Raw genomic sequence first — 16,254 nt, 5'->3', positions numbered from 1 at the left:
CCGCGGTGATCAACACAAAATAACACTTCGCTCTGATAAAAGCAGAGCCCAAACCGTTAACCCCTAACTCAGCATTGAGTTCAAAGCAGTGAAGCCAAGAACAGACCTAATTGCATAGAAGGCGCGCATGAAATGTGCCTTCTCCCAAGCAACGTCCCCTCGTTCCAAGCCCCGGACGCAGTGTCCCAGAGCGCGACGTCTTTACGTAAGCAGCTAAGCAAACTTCCGTTCAAGCGACCCCAGACCGGGGCAGTGTACAGGGTCCCCTCCCGCCGTCCTTGGCTCCGGGGACACTTGGCCATCCATGGCCTGCGGATGCACACTGCCACCAATGCGCCATGGATGGCGCTTTTGGTGGGAACCCCGCACCCCACAGCCAAGAGCTTGAACGGTTAGTTTGCTCTGCGTCGTAAGCACCGAGCGCTATGTGACACAAGTCCCGCTATCCTAAGTCTCCAAAATGCCCCAAAACCAACGTCAGCGCCGCCAAAGCCGCAGTCTCAGTCCTCAGAATCCTCGGTCCTATCGTAACACTTTGAGCCCCCAGCTTCTCTTGAGCCCAAGCGACCTCAGACTGCTCAAAACCTCCCTCGGGGCCAATAATGATAGCAATAGGATGTTCGGCACTCATCGTTCCAAGCACAGTGGCCATCCGCTGCGTTTTCTCCTCTTCATAGGGTATCAACCATTGAGTATCCTCAGGCAAATGTGCTTTCAGGTCCTTCCAATCACTGACCTCAAATATTTTAGGTTCCTGTACCCTATGAGACTGTTTGGAAGCCTCTGAGGCAATTTTTTGCCAGCGAACTACCCTGTCTTGAGCTTTTTTTCCTTCAATATGTACAATCGAACGCTTAGCGCGCAAGGGAACGAGGCCAGCCATGCCCAATTCAGTTCCTTTTTGAATTACCCAGTCCATTTTTTCCCCTTTTGAGAGTCCTGACACCATAAAAACCTTGGTATGAGCCTCTACATCGGGCTGATCCGTACTAAGAATTCGGCAAGTGACACTTTTGTCCTCAATATTCACAATAACACTGGTATACTCTTTTCCAGTATTATCATAACCCACAACCAAGTCTCCTGGCGAAAGCCGCAGCACCCGGACAAGATGTTCCCGTTCTGCATCACGTAACCAAAAAACATCCTTCCCGAGCTCAGTAATTTTAAACCGATTCACCCTAAGCCCACCTCGCTCGAAATAAAATCCAGCCAGAGTCTTCGACACGTTCAATAATTTCCAGTCCGGCTTCCTTCATGGCAGTTTCTACCTCATCCGCCCGATTATCAATAATTCCCGACGCTAAAAATTCACCATCTTTATGCAAGATGCGTTTTAGATCCTCAAGCAATATTAGGATTACATCGGCAATGATATTAGCAATGACGACATCTGCCTGTCCCTGGAGAACAGTCCCTAAATCCCCTCGTAACACCCTTACCTGATCATCCACCTTATTTAGGGTGACATTTTCTTGGGCCACCTTGATAGCAACCGAATCAAGGTCCACTGCCTCCACCTTTGCCCCGAGTTTCGCAGCCGCAATAGCTAAGATTCCAGAACCTGTTCCTAAGTCGAAAACTGTCTGTCCTGGTTTTATAATGTCCTCTAACGTCCTTAAACATAACGTCGTGGTAGGATGAGTTCCCGTTCCAAAGGCCATACCCGGATCAAGCTCAAGAACAATATCCCCCGGCCTAAGCTCAGCTTGCTCCCAGGTTGGCTTAATCAGAAAATGCTTACCAATATGAATCGGTTTAAAATAGGCCTTCCAAGCAGTTTCCCAATCCTCTTCCTTCAAGGATAGACCCTTACTCTGGATAAGCCAATGAGGATAACGCTCCAAGAAATCACGAATACCTAGATCAAGCTTTTCAAGCTTGTCCAAAAGCTCTTCATCTTCAGGGAAGTAACCCTTCACTACAGAGGTTCCAGTGAGCTTCACTTCTTCAAACACATGGTAATCCCACTCGCCGGATTCCATGTACTTTAATAAGAGTTCCGGATCTTCAATACTTACCCCAGGACAACCCAACCCATAAAAAAGATCGGCAACAGCTTCCTCTCCTTCAGATGAAACTGTTACCGCAACTTCACGCCACTTCATTGTTTATACTCCTTTTCACCCCATTGCATCGCGAAGGTTCTCTTTAAATTTTTCAAACAACGACTTTTTACCCATTTGTTGCTGTTCTGAAGTAACTTCCCCAAATTCGCGCAGGAGTTTCTTTTGTTTATCATTCAGCTTAGTTGGCGTAGTCAAAACGACTCGAACATGCTGATCACCACGACCGGTTCCACGCCGACGTGGTACACCGTGCCCTTTAAGCCTAAAGATCGTAGCTGTTTGTGTCCCTTCAGGGATTTTCATGCTAACTACCCCATCAAGAGTAGGAACCTCAATCTCTGCGCCTAAAGCCGCTTGGACGAAGGTAATCGGAATCTCACAATAAATATCATTTCCATCCCGTTCAAAGAACTTGTGAGGTTTGACCTGGAGAATGATATAAAGGTCTCCCGGAGGCCCCCCTTTAGATCCAGCTTCCCCATCTCCGCTAAGCCTCAAGTTCAAGCCGTCTTCTGAACCTTCAGGAACACTAATTTTAATAGTCTTAACCTTACGTACCTTCCCTTGTCCGTGACAAGTTGAGCAAGGACTACTGACTGTACGACCTTCTCCTTGACAGGTTGGACAAGTTCTTGCCGTTTGGATCTGACCAAAAGGCGTCCGCTGCGTGACCTTAACTTGCCCACTGCCATGACATTGGGAACAAGTCGTAGGGTGCGTACCCGGCGCAGCTCCAGAACCTTGACAATCCATACAAGTTTCATCACGAGGAATCTGGATCTCTTTGTCTACACCAAATACCGCCTCTTCAAAATTCAAGGTCATAGCATAGCGTAAATCCGAGCCCCGTTGTGGACCGCCACGCCGTTGCCCGCCGCCTCCACCAAAGAACATATCAAAAATGTCACCGAAACCGCCAGCATCTCCAAAGCCACCCATGCCCCCCATGCCAGGATCTTCATGCCCAAACTGGTCATAACGCGCCCTCTTCTGCGGGTCGCTCAAAACATCATAGGCATCCGTAACTTCCTTAAACTTTTCTTCCGCTTCCTTATTTCCCGGGTTCACATCCGGATGATATTGGCGGGCTAACTTTCTATATGCCTTTTTAATCTCCTGCTCACTAGCATTTCGCTCGACCCCGAGCACTTCATAGTTATCGCGTTTCATTATTTTCCTCCACACTCCTGCTTACCCATCCACTCAGACAGTAAAGTCCTATAGTATTATATGACCCTTCAGCCTGAAGCACAAGGAAATATCCATTTAAATGGAATTTTTAATAGTTTTCTACAAACAAATGCAGGCACAAAGGCTTAAAAAGCTTTGTGCCCTTAAAATTATCTCTAAAGAATATCTCTAAAAATCTTCTTACATACCGTCTTTCACAAGCCGAGGCGCTATCGAGTTGAGTTAACTCAACTCAAGTTGAGAGCGAAGCAATTCAACTTCCTCCAGAGGGATTCCAACTCTCGTCAGTCCAACTCTCATCGTTCCCAGCCCCCGTCTCCCCCAGCCAGGCTGGAGCGAACTTGCGCAGTGAACCTTTAGGCAGAGTCGCGTCAATAGAGCTTACATTACGAGGTGCCAGCGTGGCACTGGTTCACATTCAGAACAACCCAGAGGTTTGCCAAAGCTCACCTCGTAATGAAGCTCGATAGCGACGGCGCCGTGGTGAGCGGAGCAATTTCGCTCCAGCCCACCCCATCGACCCTAACCCTCGCTTATTACTGATCCTTCTTCACTTCAGTGAACTCAGCATCTACGACATCATCCTCTTTTTTAGCTTGTTCAGCTCCAGGTTGTGCTCCAGCCCCTGCATTTGGATCTTGAGCAGCTTGTTGCTGATACATTTTTTCAATATAAGGATGGAGAACTTTATTCAAGGCCTCAGTTTTCGCATTGATCTCTTCAACGCTATCCCCAGCGGCCGCTGTCTTAAGATCTTCTAGCGCCTTTTTGATACTTTCGACTTCTGCAGCGTCACCTTTACCTTCGAATTCCTTCAAGGTTTTCTCGGTTTGATAACCAATCGAATCTGCTGCGTTCTTAGCATCAATAAGCTCTCTGTGTTTCTTATCTTCCTCTGCATGAGCTTCAGCATCTTGCTTCATCTTCTCAATATCTTCTTTGGATAGACCCGTAGATGAAGTAATGGTTACTTTTTGTTCATTTCCAGTAGCCACATCTTTTGCGGAGACGTGAACAATACCATTGGCATCAATATCAAATTTTACTTCGATTTGTGGAACACCGCGGGGTGCAGGAGGAATTCCTGACAGTTGGAAACGTCCCAAGGTCTTATTATAACTTGCCATTTCACGTTCTCCTTGGAGGACATGAATGTCGACAGAGGTTTGATTATCCGCAGCAGTTGAGAAGGTTTGAGATTTCGTTGTCGGAATTGTCGTGTTACGATCAATGATCCGGGTAAATACTCCACCTAGGGTTTCAATCCCCAAGGACAGGGGAGTAACATCCAACAAGATCATATCCTTAACTTCGCCACTGAGTACGCCCCCTTGAATAGCAGCTCCCATAGCTACTACTTCATCCGGGTTAACTCCTTTATGTGGGTCTTTACCGCTTACTTTCTTAATAGCTTCTACCACCGCAGGGATACGGGTAGATCCACCGACTAAAATGATTTGATCAATTTGATTCCAAGAGAGTTTAGCATCCTCAATCGCTTGACGTGTAGGGCCAACTGTAGCTTCCACAAGGTCAGAGGTGATTTCCTCAAATTTTGCGCGAGAAATATTCATGTCTAAGTGTTGTGGTCCCTCTTCCGTCATGGTGATAAACGGCAGATTAACATTAGAATTTGTCACGCCGGAAAGCTCAATCTTAGCTTTTTCGGCAGCTTCTTTTAAACGCTGAAGAGCAACTCGGTCTTTAGAAAGATCTGCTCCATGGCTTTTCTTGTATTCTGCTACCATATAATCAATTAGGCGTTGGTCAAAATCGTCGCCGCCCAAATTGTTATTTCCACTGGTAGCTTTAACTTCTACCATACCTTGGCTCAATTCCAGAATTGAAACGTCAAAGGTACCGCCACCCAGGTCAAACACTAAAACTGTTGAATCATCTTTTTTATCGAGACCATAGGCAAGTGCCGCAGCAGTAGGCTCGTTAATAATCCTTAAAACCTCAAGTCCGGCAATTGAACCAGCATCTTTGGTTGCTTGGCGTTGAGCATCTGTAAAATATGCAGGAACCGTAATAACCGCTTGGGTAACCGGCTGCCCAATATAAGCTTCTGCATCTGTTTTAAGCTTTTGAAGAACCATGGCAGAAATCTCTTGTGGGCTATATGTCTTATCTTCAATCTTTACTTTGTGATCTGAGCCCATATGACGTTTAATGGAACTTACAGTTTTGTCTGGATTCGAAACAGATTGACGTTTAGCTACCTGTCCGACTAATCGCTCACCAGTTTTTGAAAAACCTACGACAGATGGAGTTGTACGATTCCCCTCCGCATTAGGGATGACAACAGCTTCTCCACCCTCCATAACTGAAACACAAGAGTTTGTTGTACCTAAGTCAATACCAATAATTTTACCCATTATAATCTTCCTCCTTTAACTTAACTAGTTTGAAACTTTAACCATACTAGGACGAAGAACTTTCTCTTTAAGGTAGTACCCTTTTTGAAGTTCTTCCACGACAGTATTCTCGGAATGGTCATCTGACTCCACTCGAAGCACCGCATCATGAAGGTTGGGGTCAAAAGGCTGACCCACAGCTTCTATCGGCTTAAGCCCTTCCTTGCCAAGTGCCGTTTGTAATTGACGATAAATCATGTCTACACCTTGTGAAAAAGCATTAAAATCGGGGTTTGATTGAGCCGAGCTGGCAGCCCGTTCAAAATTGTCCAAAACAGGAAGTAACTCCGCAACAAGACGCTCAGTTGAATGTTTAATGATCTCTGTCTTTTCCTTCTGCGTTCGTTTTCTGTAGTTATCAAACTCTGCCTGTAATCTTAATACATGATTGTAGTGCTCATCCGCTTTTGCTTTAGCTTGAGTAAGCTCAGCCTCCAGCGTCATAATTTTTTCTAAAGAACTCATATCATTGCTATCCAGAGTATCTTCACCCGGAGGATTCTCTAGGTCACGCTCTTGCGTATCCTCCACTTGACCCTCATCCTTAAGCTCTCGGCCTCTGAGAGTTTCTTCTCTCATTCGCGCCATGCATAATCACCTCTCGCACTTAATCACTATTTATATAGAATGAACCAAAAGGCTCAGTCACCGCATCTTTAAACTATTGCCAAGCAAAGCTTCAACGCACAGAAAAATTTCAAGGAATTAATCTCAACTTACTGTTGAGCACAGTGTTGAGAGCGAAGCAATTCAACACCTTCCCCATATTCCCCAGCCGTTCCAATCCCGTCGTTCCCAGCCCCCGTCGACCCCAAGCCAGGCTGGAGTGAACTTGCGCAGCGAACCTTTAGGCAGAGTCGCGTCAATCGAGCTTAGATTTCGAGGCGCCAGCGTGGCACTGGTTCACTTCAGGTATTACCCAGAGGTTTGCCAAAGCCCGCCTCGGAATCAAGATCGATAGCGACGGCGCCGTGGTGAGCGGAGCAATTTCACTCCAGCCCTCGCTCAGACTTCACTTCAGCCCTCGCTCAAACCTCACTCCAGCCCTCGCAAACTACCGTCACCGCCTACGTCTCGTCAAAACTTCCGTCAAACTTCGAGTCATAAAGTCGACAATGGCTATGACTTTGGCGTAATCCATACGGGTCGGCCCAAGTACGCCCACCGCCCCGATTGTTAAGCCATTGACTTTATACGTCGCGGATATCACGCTGCAATCTTGAAATTCCTTCAATATATTTTCTCCACCGATAGTGACATTTAGTCCCTCTTGGCGGGGGGTTATTAGTTTTTTCAAGGGTTCATTTTCTTCGAAGACTTTGAATAAGGTTTTAACCTTGCTTAAATCTCTAAATTCAGGCTGATTAAGCATATTTAGGGTTCCCCCAAGATAAATACGATCCTTTTCCTCGTTATCATCTAAAATAGCTCGTAACATATCTAACGCATTATCAATTAAAAGTCTCTGCCTCGATAGTTCACTATATATTTCATGCAAAAGGCTGCGTTTGACCTGACTAATGGAATATCCCCGCATTTTTTGGTTAAAGACCCCGGCCACATGCTGCAACTCTTCCGCCGTAAGATTCTCTCCGACATCAATAATATGATTTTCTACCACGCCATTTTCTTTGACGATGACCATAATCACCTGACCCGGTTGATAGGGTAGAAAATGCATTTTCCCAAAGGTACTCTTCCCTTTATGCGGTCCGAGAACAAGACTCGTCAGATTTGTTAGCTCAGACAGTAATTTGCTGGTGTGCGTAATAACTTCCTGAAGCTCGTTGATTCTTTTTGCGCTCTCACGTTCGATAATTTCTATTTCCTCAGCATTAAGTGCTTGAGGATCCATTAGACAATCTACAAAATATCGATACCCTGCGTCCGAAGGTATACGGCCTGCAGATGTATGCGGTTGCTCAATAAATCCTAACTCCTCTAAATCCGCCATCTCATTGCGAATCGTAGCTGAGGATACTCCTAAATCGAACTTACGTGCAATTGTTCGAGAACCAATCGGTTCAGCGGTAGCAATATAATCTTGAACTATCGCTCGTAATATTTTGCGTTTGCGTTCATCCATTTGCATACATGCTCCCCCGCTTTCTTAACTGATCCCCCTGTTAGATACTAAACACACACACGATAATGATCGGGTTTTTTTGTTGTTAGCACTCTACCTTGATGAGTGCTAACAGTTGATGTCTTCACATTACCACGTCATTTTCCCTTTGTCAAGAATCATTTTAAGATAATTCTTCTCTTTAGATGACGCGTTGAAAACTGTGTTATCTAATACTAAAACTCCCAATTCTACACGCAAAAGTCGGGAGGGATTTCACTGCTACGTCCTTAAACAAATTCTTGTAAGATAGAGTTAGCTATAAAAGAATATTTGGGATTTAAGCGAAAGTAATCCCCCTTAACCACAAAAACATCCTGATGATTATAGCGTTCCAAAACATCTCTATAAATATCCCTAAGATCCGCTCCAAAATCATGTTCAAAGGCTTTGAGATGAACCCCCTCCTCAAGACGTAAGCCCAGAATCATGCGCTCTGCCATACACTCGCGCAAGGATAGAACTTCTTGACCGGACTCATCGAGAGGGCTTTGCTCTTTCCTCAAGAGGTTATGATAAGTAGATACTTCCTCAATGTTTTTCCAACGCACCCTATTTAAACAAGATACTCCACCGGGACCAATGCCTAAGTAATCCTTTCCTCGCCAATAGCCTAAGTTATGCTGACATTCAAAGCCAGGGCGCGCAAAGTTAGAGGTTTCATACTGTCTATATCCCCCTTGCCTTAACCGTTTCACAGCCCATTCATACATCATGGCCTGTTGATCCTCATCCGGAAGCCGAGGAATATTGTTACCTAGTTTAAATCCCCTAGCGGAAGAAGGGGCAGAGTATCGTTCGTAAAGCGGCGTTCCTTCTTCTAGCATTAAGCCATAGAGGGAAAGGTGTTCCGGCGAATAGGATAAAGCCTCTTCCACAGACGCCTGCCACAGGGCCATATCCTGGGCAGGTAACCCAAACATCAAATCTAAATTAAGGTTTTTAAATCCTGCGTTTCTCAATCCCCCAATTGCTTCACGCGCTTGCCCAGCAGTATGAATACGCCCCACAGTGCCTAGCAAATGATCATTAAACGACTGAACTCCTAAAGAAAATCGGTTGATACCAAGACTTCGTATGAGCTTGATTTTTTCATAGGTAAGGGTCCCAGGATTCCCTTCCATGGTTTGCTCAGCCCCAAGTACTATGGGGAAATACTGATGAATCATGGCCAGTAGACGCTCTAAGTCGTTCACATTTAGGACTGTAGGGGTTCCACCTCCAATAAAAAGAGAAGATACCCCTTGAGGGGCATCTTTTTGCCTTTTAGCCATCTCGACTTCTAAACCCTCGAAATACAGTGAGATAAGATCCCTAGGGGATTCCACCAACGAGTGGGAATAAAAAGCACAGTAATCACATTTTTGCCTGCAAAAGGGGACGTGAACGTATAAGGATGGCATTCGCTTACAACTCTTTCTTGTTTATAAAAATACGGATCAGGTTAATCCTCGATCTTCAATACCGCCATAAAAGCGTCTTGCGGAATTTCCACACTACCCACTTGCTTCATACGCTTCTTACCTGCTTTTTGCTTCTCTAGAAGTTTACGCTTACGGGAAATATCTCCCCCATAGCATTTAGAAAGGACATCCTTTCTCATGGCACTCACCGTCTCACGGGCAATAACCTTATTACCGATCACTGACTGAATTGGAATTTCAAACATCTGTCTTGGTATAATACCGCGGAGTTTTTCAACCATCTTCCTTGCCCGACTATAGGACTTATCCCGGTGAACGATGAACGAAAGGGCATCCACCATTTCCCCATTCAAAAGGATATCGATTTTTACGAGATTCGTTTCTTTATAGCCCGAGAGTTCATAGTCCAAAGACGCATATCCTTTGGTCCGTGACTTTAATTGATCAAAATAATCAAAAACAATCTCACTCAGCGGAAGTTCATAAGTCAACCTCACGCGATTGGTGGATACGTAATCCATATTACAATACGTTCCACGCTTTTCCTGATTGAGTTCCATGATTGCACCCACATACTCAGATGGAACTAAAATCGTCGCCTTGACAATGGGCTCTTCTATACTAACAATTTGATCGACTTTGGGAAGATTGGAGGGATTATCAATATTTAAAACTTCTCCCTTTATAGTGTTCACCTTATAAATAACGCTCGGTGCCGTCGTGATCAAATTAAGGTCATATTCCCGTTCTAAACGTTCCTGAATTATTTCCATGTGAAGTAAGCCGAGAAATCCACACCGAAAACCGAAACCTAGAGCAATTGAGGTTTCCGGCTCAAAGATCAGGCTTGCATCATTAAGGTGAAGTTTTTCCAAAGAATCACGCAGTCGGTTGTAATCACTCGCCTCCACCGTATAAAGTCCGCAAAAGACCATAGGCGTTGACTTCCTATACCCCGGAAGCACTTCTGTGGCAGGATTGTCCGCATCCGTAATTGTATCCCCAACCTGAGTATCCTTAACATTCTTGATGCTGGCGGCAATAAACCCTACTTGACCCGCTTTAAGCTCGTCTACAAGAAGCATGGCAGGAGAAAATACTCCTACTTCAGTGACTTCAAAGGTTTTTCCAGTCGCCATCATTTTCATGGTTGTGCCTTTAGCAACTCGTCCTTCCACAACCCGAATATAGGAAATAGCGCCTTTATAGGCATCAAACTTGGAATCGAAAATTAACGCTTTCAGGGGCGCTTGATCATCCCCTTGCGGAGGCGGAACCATGGTTACAATCCTTTCTAGGATTTCCTCAATTCCAGCCCCTGTCTTTGCCGAAGCTAGAACCGCTTCACTGGCATCTAAGCCAATTACATCTTCGATTTCTTGTTTGACCCGCTCAGGATCCGCGCTAGGGAGGTCGATCTTATTAATAACCGAAATCAGCTCTAGATCGTTTTCTAAAGCCAGATAAACATTAGCCAAGGTCTGAGCTTCAATACCTTGAGCAGCATCCACCACCAACAATGCCCCTTCACAGGCTGCTAAACTACGAGATACCTCATAGGTAAAATCCACGTGACCGGGAGTATCAATAAGATTAAGTTCATAAATCTGACCGTCTTTAGCTTGATAACTTAAGCGCACCGTCTGAAGCTTAATCGTAATTCCACGTTCACGCTCTAAATCCATGTTATCAAGGACTTGTGCTTCCATTTCTCGTTTACTCAAGGCCCCGGTATATTCTATCAATCGGTCAGCTAAGGTAGATTTGCCATGATCGATATGGGCAATAATTGAAAAGTTTCGGATACGTTGTGAAGCCTGTGCCAAGGTCCTGCCCTCATTTCTATAGTCAAGTTTTAATTAGCAAATTTGATATTCTAAATACTTAGTATAACAGCTAAGGGGGGAATTCCGCAAGAAATAGACAATCTTTGTTAACGCATCTCGGTTTACCGTCGCTTATTTTTAACTCGATACATAACTGCATCTGCCTTTTCAATCAATTTGTCTAAGGAATCAGCATCTTCAGGGAAGTTTACATAGCCAATACTAACACCTAAGAAAGGAATGTTCATCTCGAAAAGGTTTAAAATTTTTTGACTAAAAATTGCTAAAAAATCATATATTTTATCCCCAATATAAACACAAATAAATTCATCCCCTGACATTCTATAAAGACTTCCTTTATCACCTATTGCTTTAGTCGTTGCTTCAACAAACTGTTTGAGATAATCATCTCCCACAGTATGACCATATGCATCATTGATATTTTTGAAATTATTCAGATCCATATATATAAAAGTAAACGGTTTATTTTCCGCAATTAGTTCATCGCAATCGAGGTAAAGCGCTAATCGGTTTTTAATACCAGTTAAGGGATCTGAATAAGCAAGATGTTGTAATATATTAATATTCTTAGAGCTTTTAACAACAATATAAATTAAATGATAACCTATAACCGTTGTCAGCGTAACAAAAACTAACATTATTATTCTGAAGTAGAAGTTTACGTGTTCATTAATATATAAAGAAATCACAACTATTATCATGTATTGAATTAAACTCAAAACAAGAAGATATCTATTCATCTTATCTGAAATATTTCTTAAAATATATAAAAACTTATTATTGATAAACCTAATAATAAGGGGGGTACTAATTAAATATATCAAACTTTGTATTAGGAGGGCCGTGATAAAATACTTATTATATCCTAACAATTTAGAAATTTGTAACGAGAGAGACATTACGGTCATAGTATGAATCCATGAAAAAAACATGATTGCCAAAATTCTATCTGAAGATTCATCATATACGTGCTTTAACGGAAAATAATATGTAAATCCAATCAATATAATCATAATTGAATTAAGATAGGCTACTTCAAATTTAGATCTTATGAGAAATGAAACTAAAAAAACGAAAGCAGTAAAAAGAGTCATTTCTCCTATAACCCTCATTAAAGAATATCTTCCTCTTGAGCAACGATGAGCAGTTATTAAATTCACAAGCAACATTGTTAAAATAACAACATATCTTGCTAAATGTTCCGACACGATTTCACCTCCATAGATAATCCAGAAGATATAATCCTAGGAGCAATCTCTTAGTTAGAATTGTTCCTAAGGGTTGCCAGGGGGACGGTTTTGTTGACACAACAAGTTATGTCACACCCCCGCCCCCTGACAACCCATTTATCTTTTAAGTAAATCAGTCAAGCCTCCTCGAAGGCTCTCTTCCATCCCATCTTTAACCCAGGACCTCTTTCGCCCGAGCTAAAATTAACTGATTTGTTTTATCCGCCTCGTCTTGCAACACTAGGGTCTTATCTCGGACATTTTGAAGAAATGCCTCATCTTTAATCGAACTTAAATTAATCTTCACGTTGAAAATTGCTCCTTGAAAACCTGCATAGGCCGTGACCCCAGAAACCGCTGCATCACAGGCAGTGTTTGGATTGCCGATTGTTAAGACCCTGAGCGAAAGTTTCAAGACTTCAACGCAAGACTCTGCTACTTTAAGCGGCAGCAACGTTGCCTGCTTTGTAGCCTCCTGAATTCGTTCTGACCTGAGTAGTTTTTCATCGTCGGTTTCCTTAGGTAATCTATACGCCTTCATGACCTCATCGAAGGCATTCGTATCTGCATCAACATAATCCATCAAATCATTCTTTAAGCCCAGACCTTGTTGCTTAATCTGCAAAATCTCACCTTGGACATCGCTAAACTTAGGCTTGCCTTCTGTAAAATTACATACCATGATACTCAACGCCGCCCCTAAGGATCCAGCAAGAGCCGCCGCACTCCCACCACCAGGAGCCGGAGAATTACTAGCTAACTCTTCTACAAATCCACTCACGGTTTTTTCTATCAGCATTCAATTACCTCCTCATCGATATTTGGGACAAGGGGACAGGTCCCTCGTCCCACTCGTCCATACATTTGCCGCCATCCGAGACCCCCACTTCTTGTTAAATAAGAGTGGCACCCCCGCATCTGCCACGGTCGGGTGAAGTCCTCCTTCAACGCATCTAGTATTAGGGGCTCAATGAAGCCTATCCTGAGCGCAAACGTATTCGTTAAGTGCCTCGCACTTCGGCGATAGTTTCCACAGGAGTCTATCTTAAAGGACGCTATTGTCGCAGGAAGCTTCGTCTTCGGTGGGACAAGGAACCTGTCCCCTCGTCCCTGCCCCCCGTCGCCCCCAGAGCATGCTGGAGCGAACTTGCGCCGCGAACCTTTAGGCAGAGTCGCGTTAAAGAGCTTACATTACGAGGTGCCAGCGTTGCACGGGACTTGTCCATGACTCGAACAGGACGTTCGAGGTTAGAGCGCCGCCATGGATGGCAAGGCGCCGTGATGGACTGATGTCGCGGTGCCAAGGATGGCAAGGAGCGACGCACATTCACAGCCCAGAGGTTTGCCAACGCTCACCTCGTAATCAAGCTCGATAGCGACGGCGCCGTGGTGAGCGATGCAATTTCGCTCCAGCCCACCCCAATCTACTCTTCGAGCTTCGAGCCATCGACCCTCGCCCTATTCTTCACCCAAATTCTCTTCAAAAACCTGTTTACGATCAAAGTTCTCTAAACGTAAATAAAACTCAGCCACGTCAAGAAGTGCTTGCAGAGGAGTTACTCCTACTAATTCACTGCCAATAATGCTTACCCCATAGCGAGCCGCCTCGGATTTAACCGTCTCAAACACCCGAAATAACGGGGTCCCAGTGTAATTAACCATATTGATCGATACCTGGGCAACATCTCGTTCTTCCAACATAACTCCCATTGCCCGGACATACTTAAATCCACCTTTAACTTCACGGATGGAATCTGCAATTTTCTTAGCAATACTAAGATCATTTGTACCAAGATTGATATTGTAAGCCACTAAAAATTGACGAGCCCCGACAACGGTTGCCCCAGCTGTAGGATGCATTTTAGGCTGACCGTAATCAGGATGGCGTTCAGGCTTAATTATTTCCGCCTTTAACCCTTCGTACTCACCTTTTCTTACGTCAGGAAGTCTCCTTCTACTCGGCACTTTAGCCGCTTCCTCGTAAAGATAGACAGGAATGCCCAGTTTGTCGGCGATCTCGGCTCCAAGTTCATTGGCCAGCTGAACACATTCCTCCATACTAACCTCTTTAACAGGAATAAACGGAACCACATCCGTGGCTCCAACCCGTGGATGCCCTCCTTGCTGTTGCTCCATATCAATCAACTCACAAGCCTTGGCACAGACATTGAAAGCGGCAAGTTTGACACTCTGTGGTTCACCTACAAAGGTTACAACCGTTCGATTATGGCTGGCATCAGGCTTAACATCAAGAAGTTTTACTCCCTTGACCTTCTTAACCTCCGCTACAATCGCTTCAATAACCTCCGGGCGACGCCCCTCACTAAAATTCGGTACACATTCGACCAGTTTTCCCATATTACTAACCCCTCTCCGATTTTAATGCTAGTGCTATATTTAAGTCTTAATCTATTAGAACATCCCCGAACCTCCAGTTAACACTCTAATAACTAGATAGATAGCTTAAGAAGAACAACCCCTGCTAGAGCAAGTATAACTCCAATAATTTTTCGTTTCAAATTCCATCTCTCTTTAAGAATTACAATGCCAATAAGTATCGTCAGAACAGTGGATGTTTGAGCAAGGGGGCCTACTACTGAGAGGTTTCCCCCATATTTATAAGCTGCATAAAGAGCTAAGGTGGAAATCATTTGGAAGACCGCGCTTGCAAGAATGATAAAGGTGGTTTTTCGTGGTTTTAGAAAATATCTGAGACCTTTGAAGGTCTTAGGAATAAACATCACCGTAAAAACTGCTGGAATTATGTATACCACCACTTGATATAGGACAACCGAAAAAGAGTTTAAAGCAATTTTGTCTAAGGCATAAGCACTGCTGATTAAAAGAGCGTAAATTAAAGTATATAAATGAGGTTTTCCAAAGCCCTTAAAACCCCCTTTGTCCCAGTATATAACGATTAAGCCTCCAAAAATAAGGGCAATACCTAAGAAATTACTTAGGGTGACTGTTTCTCCAAAGAGGAAACTCCCTAATACCATGAACCATATTGATCGTGTTGTCGCAATAGTTTCAACCTGGCTAACTTCGGTCCCTTTTAATGCATGATAATATAGAACCATACATGCCGTATAGAAGATACTGGAAAGTATAACTACCAGCCACACTTCTAAACTATTAATAACACTAGGCTTCTCCACCCAAAGGAAAGGTATGCTAATAACTCCCACAATGAATAGAAAAAACGCACTAAAGGCCCCTGGATCAATATCTTGATCCTTTAACGCCTGTTTCTGAATAACCTTGGACAATGAATTCGTTACAATATAGATTAAAACCAGTTGAAACCAATCTAAGGACATTATGCAACCTCTTTTCAGCTAACTATCCAATCCGTTCAATTCTACGCCAAATGACAAAAACCTTCTTTCTAAGCATGGTGCTTAAAAGAAGGTTCCTATTGCATAATTGTAGTTTTGTACTACTCTGGTTTTATTTTCCCTTTTACCAACTTCTCTTTTTTTGTAAACAGATCAACTGAGTAACCTTCCAATCCATCCCCTTATAGAACTCCAACGCTCGTTTGTTGTTTCGATCAGCTAATAACTGCAAGCGCCTTGCCCCTCGTTCCCACGCCCAACCTTCTACGGCTAAGAGCAGTTCCTTACCTATCCCTTGCCTACAACAAGCTTCTTCAACGACCAAATCTTCGATTACGGCTGAGATCCCACCTTCAGCAGTGGACACCAAAATCTGAGCCGTACACATTCCTATGCTCTTTCCATCTTGCTCTGCTACCACTATGTACCTATTTGTCAAATCTTCTAACATTAGTTCCAGACCCTTTTGTTGGTTACCTTCATTAAAGTCAAAATCAGTTTCTATGGAGAATAAGGTCCTTAGCAGTACAATCATACTGCCGATGTCAGAATAATTAGCTCTTCTAATATTGTATTGCAATAATCAATCACCTCAACAAAGTACAGAGCCAAGA

Annotated in this window: 14 protein-coding genes; all 14 read right to left on the bottom strand. The window is 43.8% G+C overall.

Going from position 1 to position 16,254, the window contains the following annotated elements; genetic code table 11:
- Positions 1–213 precede the first annotated feature (213 nt).
- Entirely contained in the window at positions 214–417 is a 204-nt protein-coding gene (locus tag HGJ98_RS03840) for a hypothetical protein (RefSeq protein ID WP_291349718.1), read from the bottom strand.
- A 25-nt stretch (positions 418–442) separates the two neighbouring features.
- Positions 443–1,180: a 16S rRNA (uracil(1498)-N(3))-methyltransferase gene (locus HGJ98_RS03835; RefSeq protein WP_291349716.1), complete on the bottom strand. Its 738-nt coding sequence runs from the start codon at positions 1,178–1,180 to the stop codon at positions 443–445.
- Between the two features lies 1 nt (position 1,181).
- Positions 1,182–2,108, bottom strand: a complete 927-nt coding sequence (prmA, locus tag HGJ98_RS03830) for a 50S ribosomal protein L11 methyltransferase (protein ID WP_291349714.1) — start codon at positions 2,106–2,108, stop codon at positions 1,182–1,184.
- Between the two features lie 15 nt (positions 2,109–2,123).
- Entirely contained in the window at positions 2,124–3,239 is a 1,116-nt protein-coding gene (dnaJ, locus tag HGJ98_RS03825) for a molecular chaperone DnaJ (RefSeq protein ID WP_291349713.1), read from the bottom strand.
- Positions 3,240–3,796: 557 nt separating this feature from the next.
- Positions 3,797–5,638, bottom strand: a complete 1,842-nt coding sequence (dnaK, locus tag HGJ98_RS03820; RefSeq protein ID WP_291349712.1) for a molecular chaperone DnaK — start codon at positions 5,636–5,638, stop codon at positions 3,797–3,799.
- 24 nt (positions 5,639–5,662) lie between these two features.
- Complete coding sequence (grpE, locus tag HGJ98_RS03815; protein ID WP_291349711.1) at positions 5,663–6,265, bottom strand: nucleotide exchange factor GrpE; 603 nt, start codon at positions 6,263–6,265, stop codon at positions 5,663–5,665.
- Positions 6,266–6,737: 472 nt separating this feature from the next.
- Positions 6,738–7,769 (bottom strand): heat-inducible transcriptional repressor HrcA, encoded by a 1,032-nt coding sequence (hrcA, locus tag HGJ98_RS03810; protein ID WP_291349710.1) that lies wholly within the window; start codon positions 7,767–7,769, stop codon positions 6,738–6,740.
- Between the two features lie 263 nt (positions 7,770–8,032).
- Complete coding sequence (gene hemW / locus HGJ98_RS03805) at positions 8,033–9,205, bottom strand: radical SAM family heme chaperone HemW (protein ID WP_291349709.1); 1,173 nt, start codon at positions 9,203–9,205, stop codon at positions 8,033–8,035.
- A 41-nt stretch (positions 9,206–9,246) separates the two neighbouring features.
- Positions 9,247–11,052: a translation elongation factor 4 gene (gene lepA / locus HGJ98_RS03800; protein ID WP_291349708.1), complete on the bottom strand. Its 1,806-nt coding sequence runs from the start codon at positions 11,050–11,052 to the stop codon at positions 9,247–9,249.
- Between the two features lie 122 nt (positions 11,053–11,174).
- The gene (locus HGJ98_RS03795) at positions 11,175–12,281 is read right to left on the bottom strand and encodes a GGDEF domain-containing protein (protein ID WP_291349707.1); all 1,107 of its coding nucleotides are present in this window, start codon (positions 12,279–12,281) and stop codon (positions 11,175–11,177) included.
- A 193-nt stretch (positions 12,282–12,474) separates the two neighbouring features.
- The gene (locus HGJ98_RS03790) at positions 12,475–13,101 is read right to left on the bottom strand and encodes a cyclodeaminase/cyclohydrolase family protein (protein WP_291349706.1); all 627 of its coding nucleotides are present in this window, start codon (positions 13,099–13,101) and stop codon (positions 12,475–12,477) included.
- 659 nt (positions 13,102–13,760) lie between these two features.
- Positions 13,761–14,660 carry a glutamate formimidoyltransferase gene (ftcD, locus tag HGJ98_RS03785; protein WP_291349705.1) on the bottom strand — a complete coding sequence of 300 codons (900 nt, stop codon included), beginning with the start codon at positions 14,658–14,660 and terminating at the stop codon, positions 13,761–13,763.
- A 92-nt stretch (positions 14,661–14,752) separates the two neighbouring features.
- Positions 14,753–15,622, bottom strand: coding sequence for an EamA family transporter (locus HGJ98_RS03780; RefSeq protein ID WP_291349704.1), 870 nt, complete (start codon positions 15,620–15,622; stop codon positions 14,753–14,755).
- 142 nt (positions 15,623–15,764) lie between these two features.
- Positions 15,765–16,220 carry a GNAT family N-acetyltransferase gene (locus HGJ98_RS03775; protein ID WP_291349703.1) on the bottom strand — a complete coding sequence of 152 codons (456 nt, stop codon included), beginning with the start codon at positions 16,218–16,220 and terminating at the stop codon, positions 15,765–15,767.
- Between the last annotated feature and the right edge of the window lie 34 nt (positions 16,221–16,254).

This window comes from Desulfosporosinus sp. (genome assembly GCF_014237355.1).
Classification (GTDB): Bacteria; Bacillota; Desulfitobacteriia; order Desulfitobacteriales; family Desulfitobacteriaceae; genus Desulfosporosinus.
Note: the sequence above shows the minus strand (reverse complement) of the source record. Positions and strands in the feature narration are given on the sequence as shown.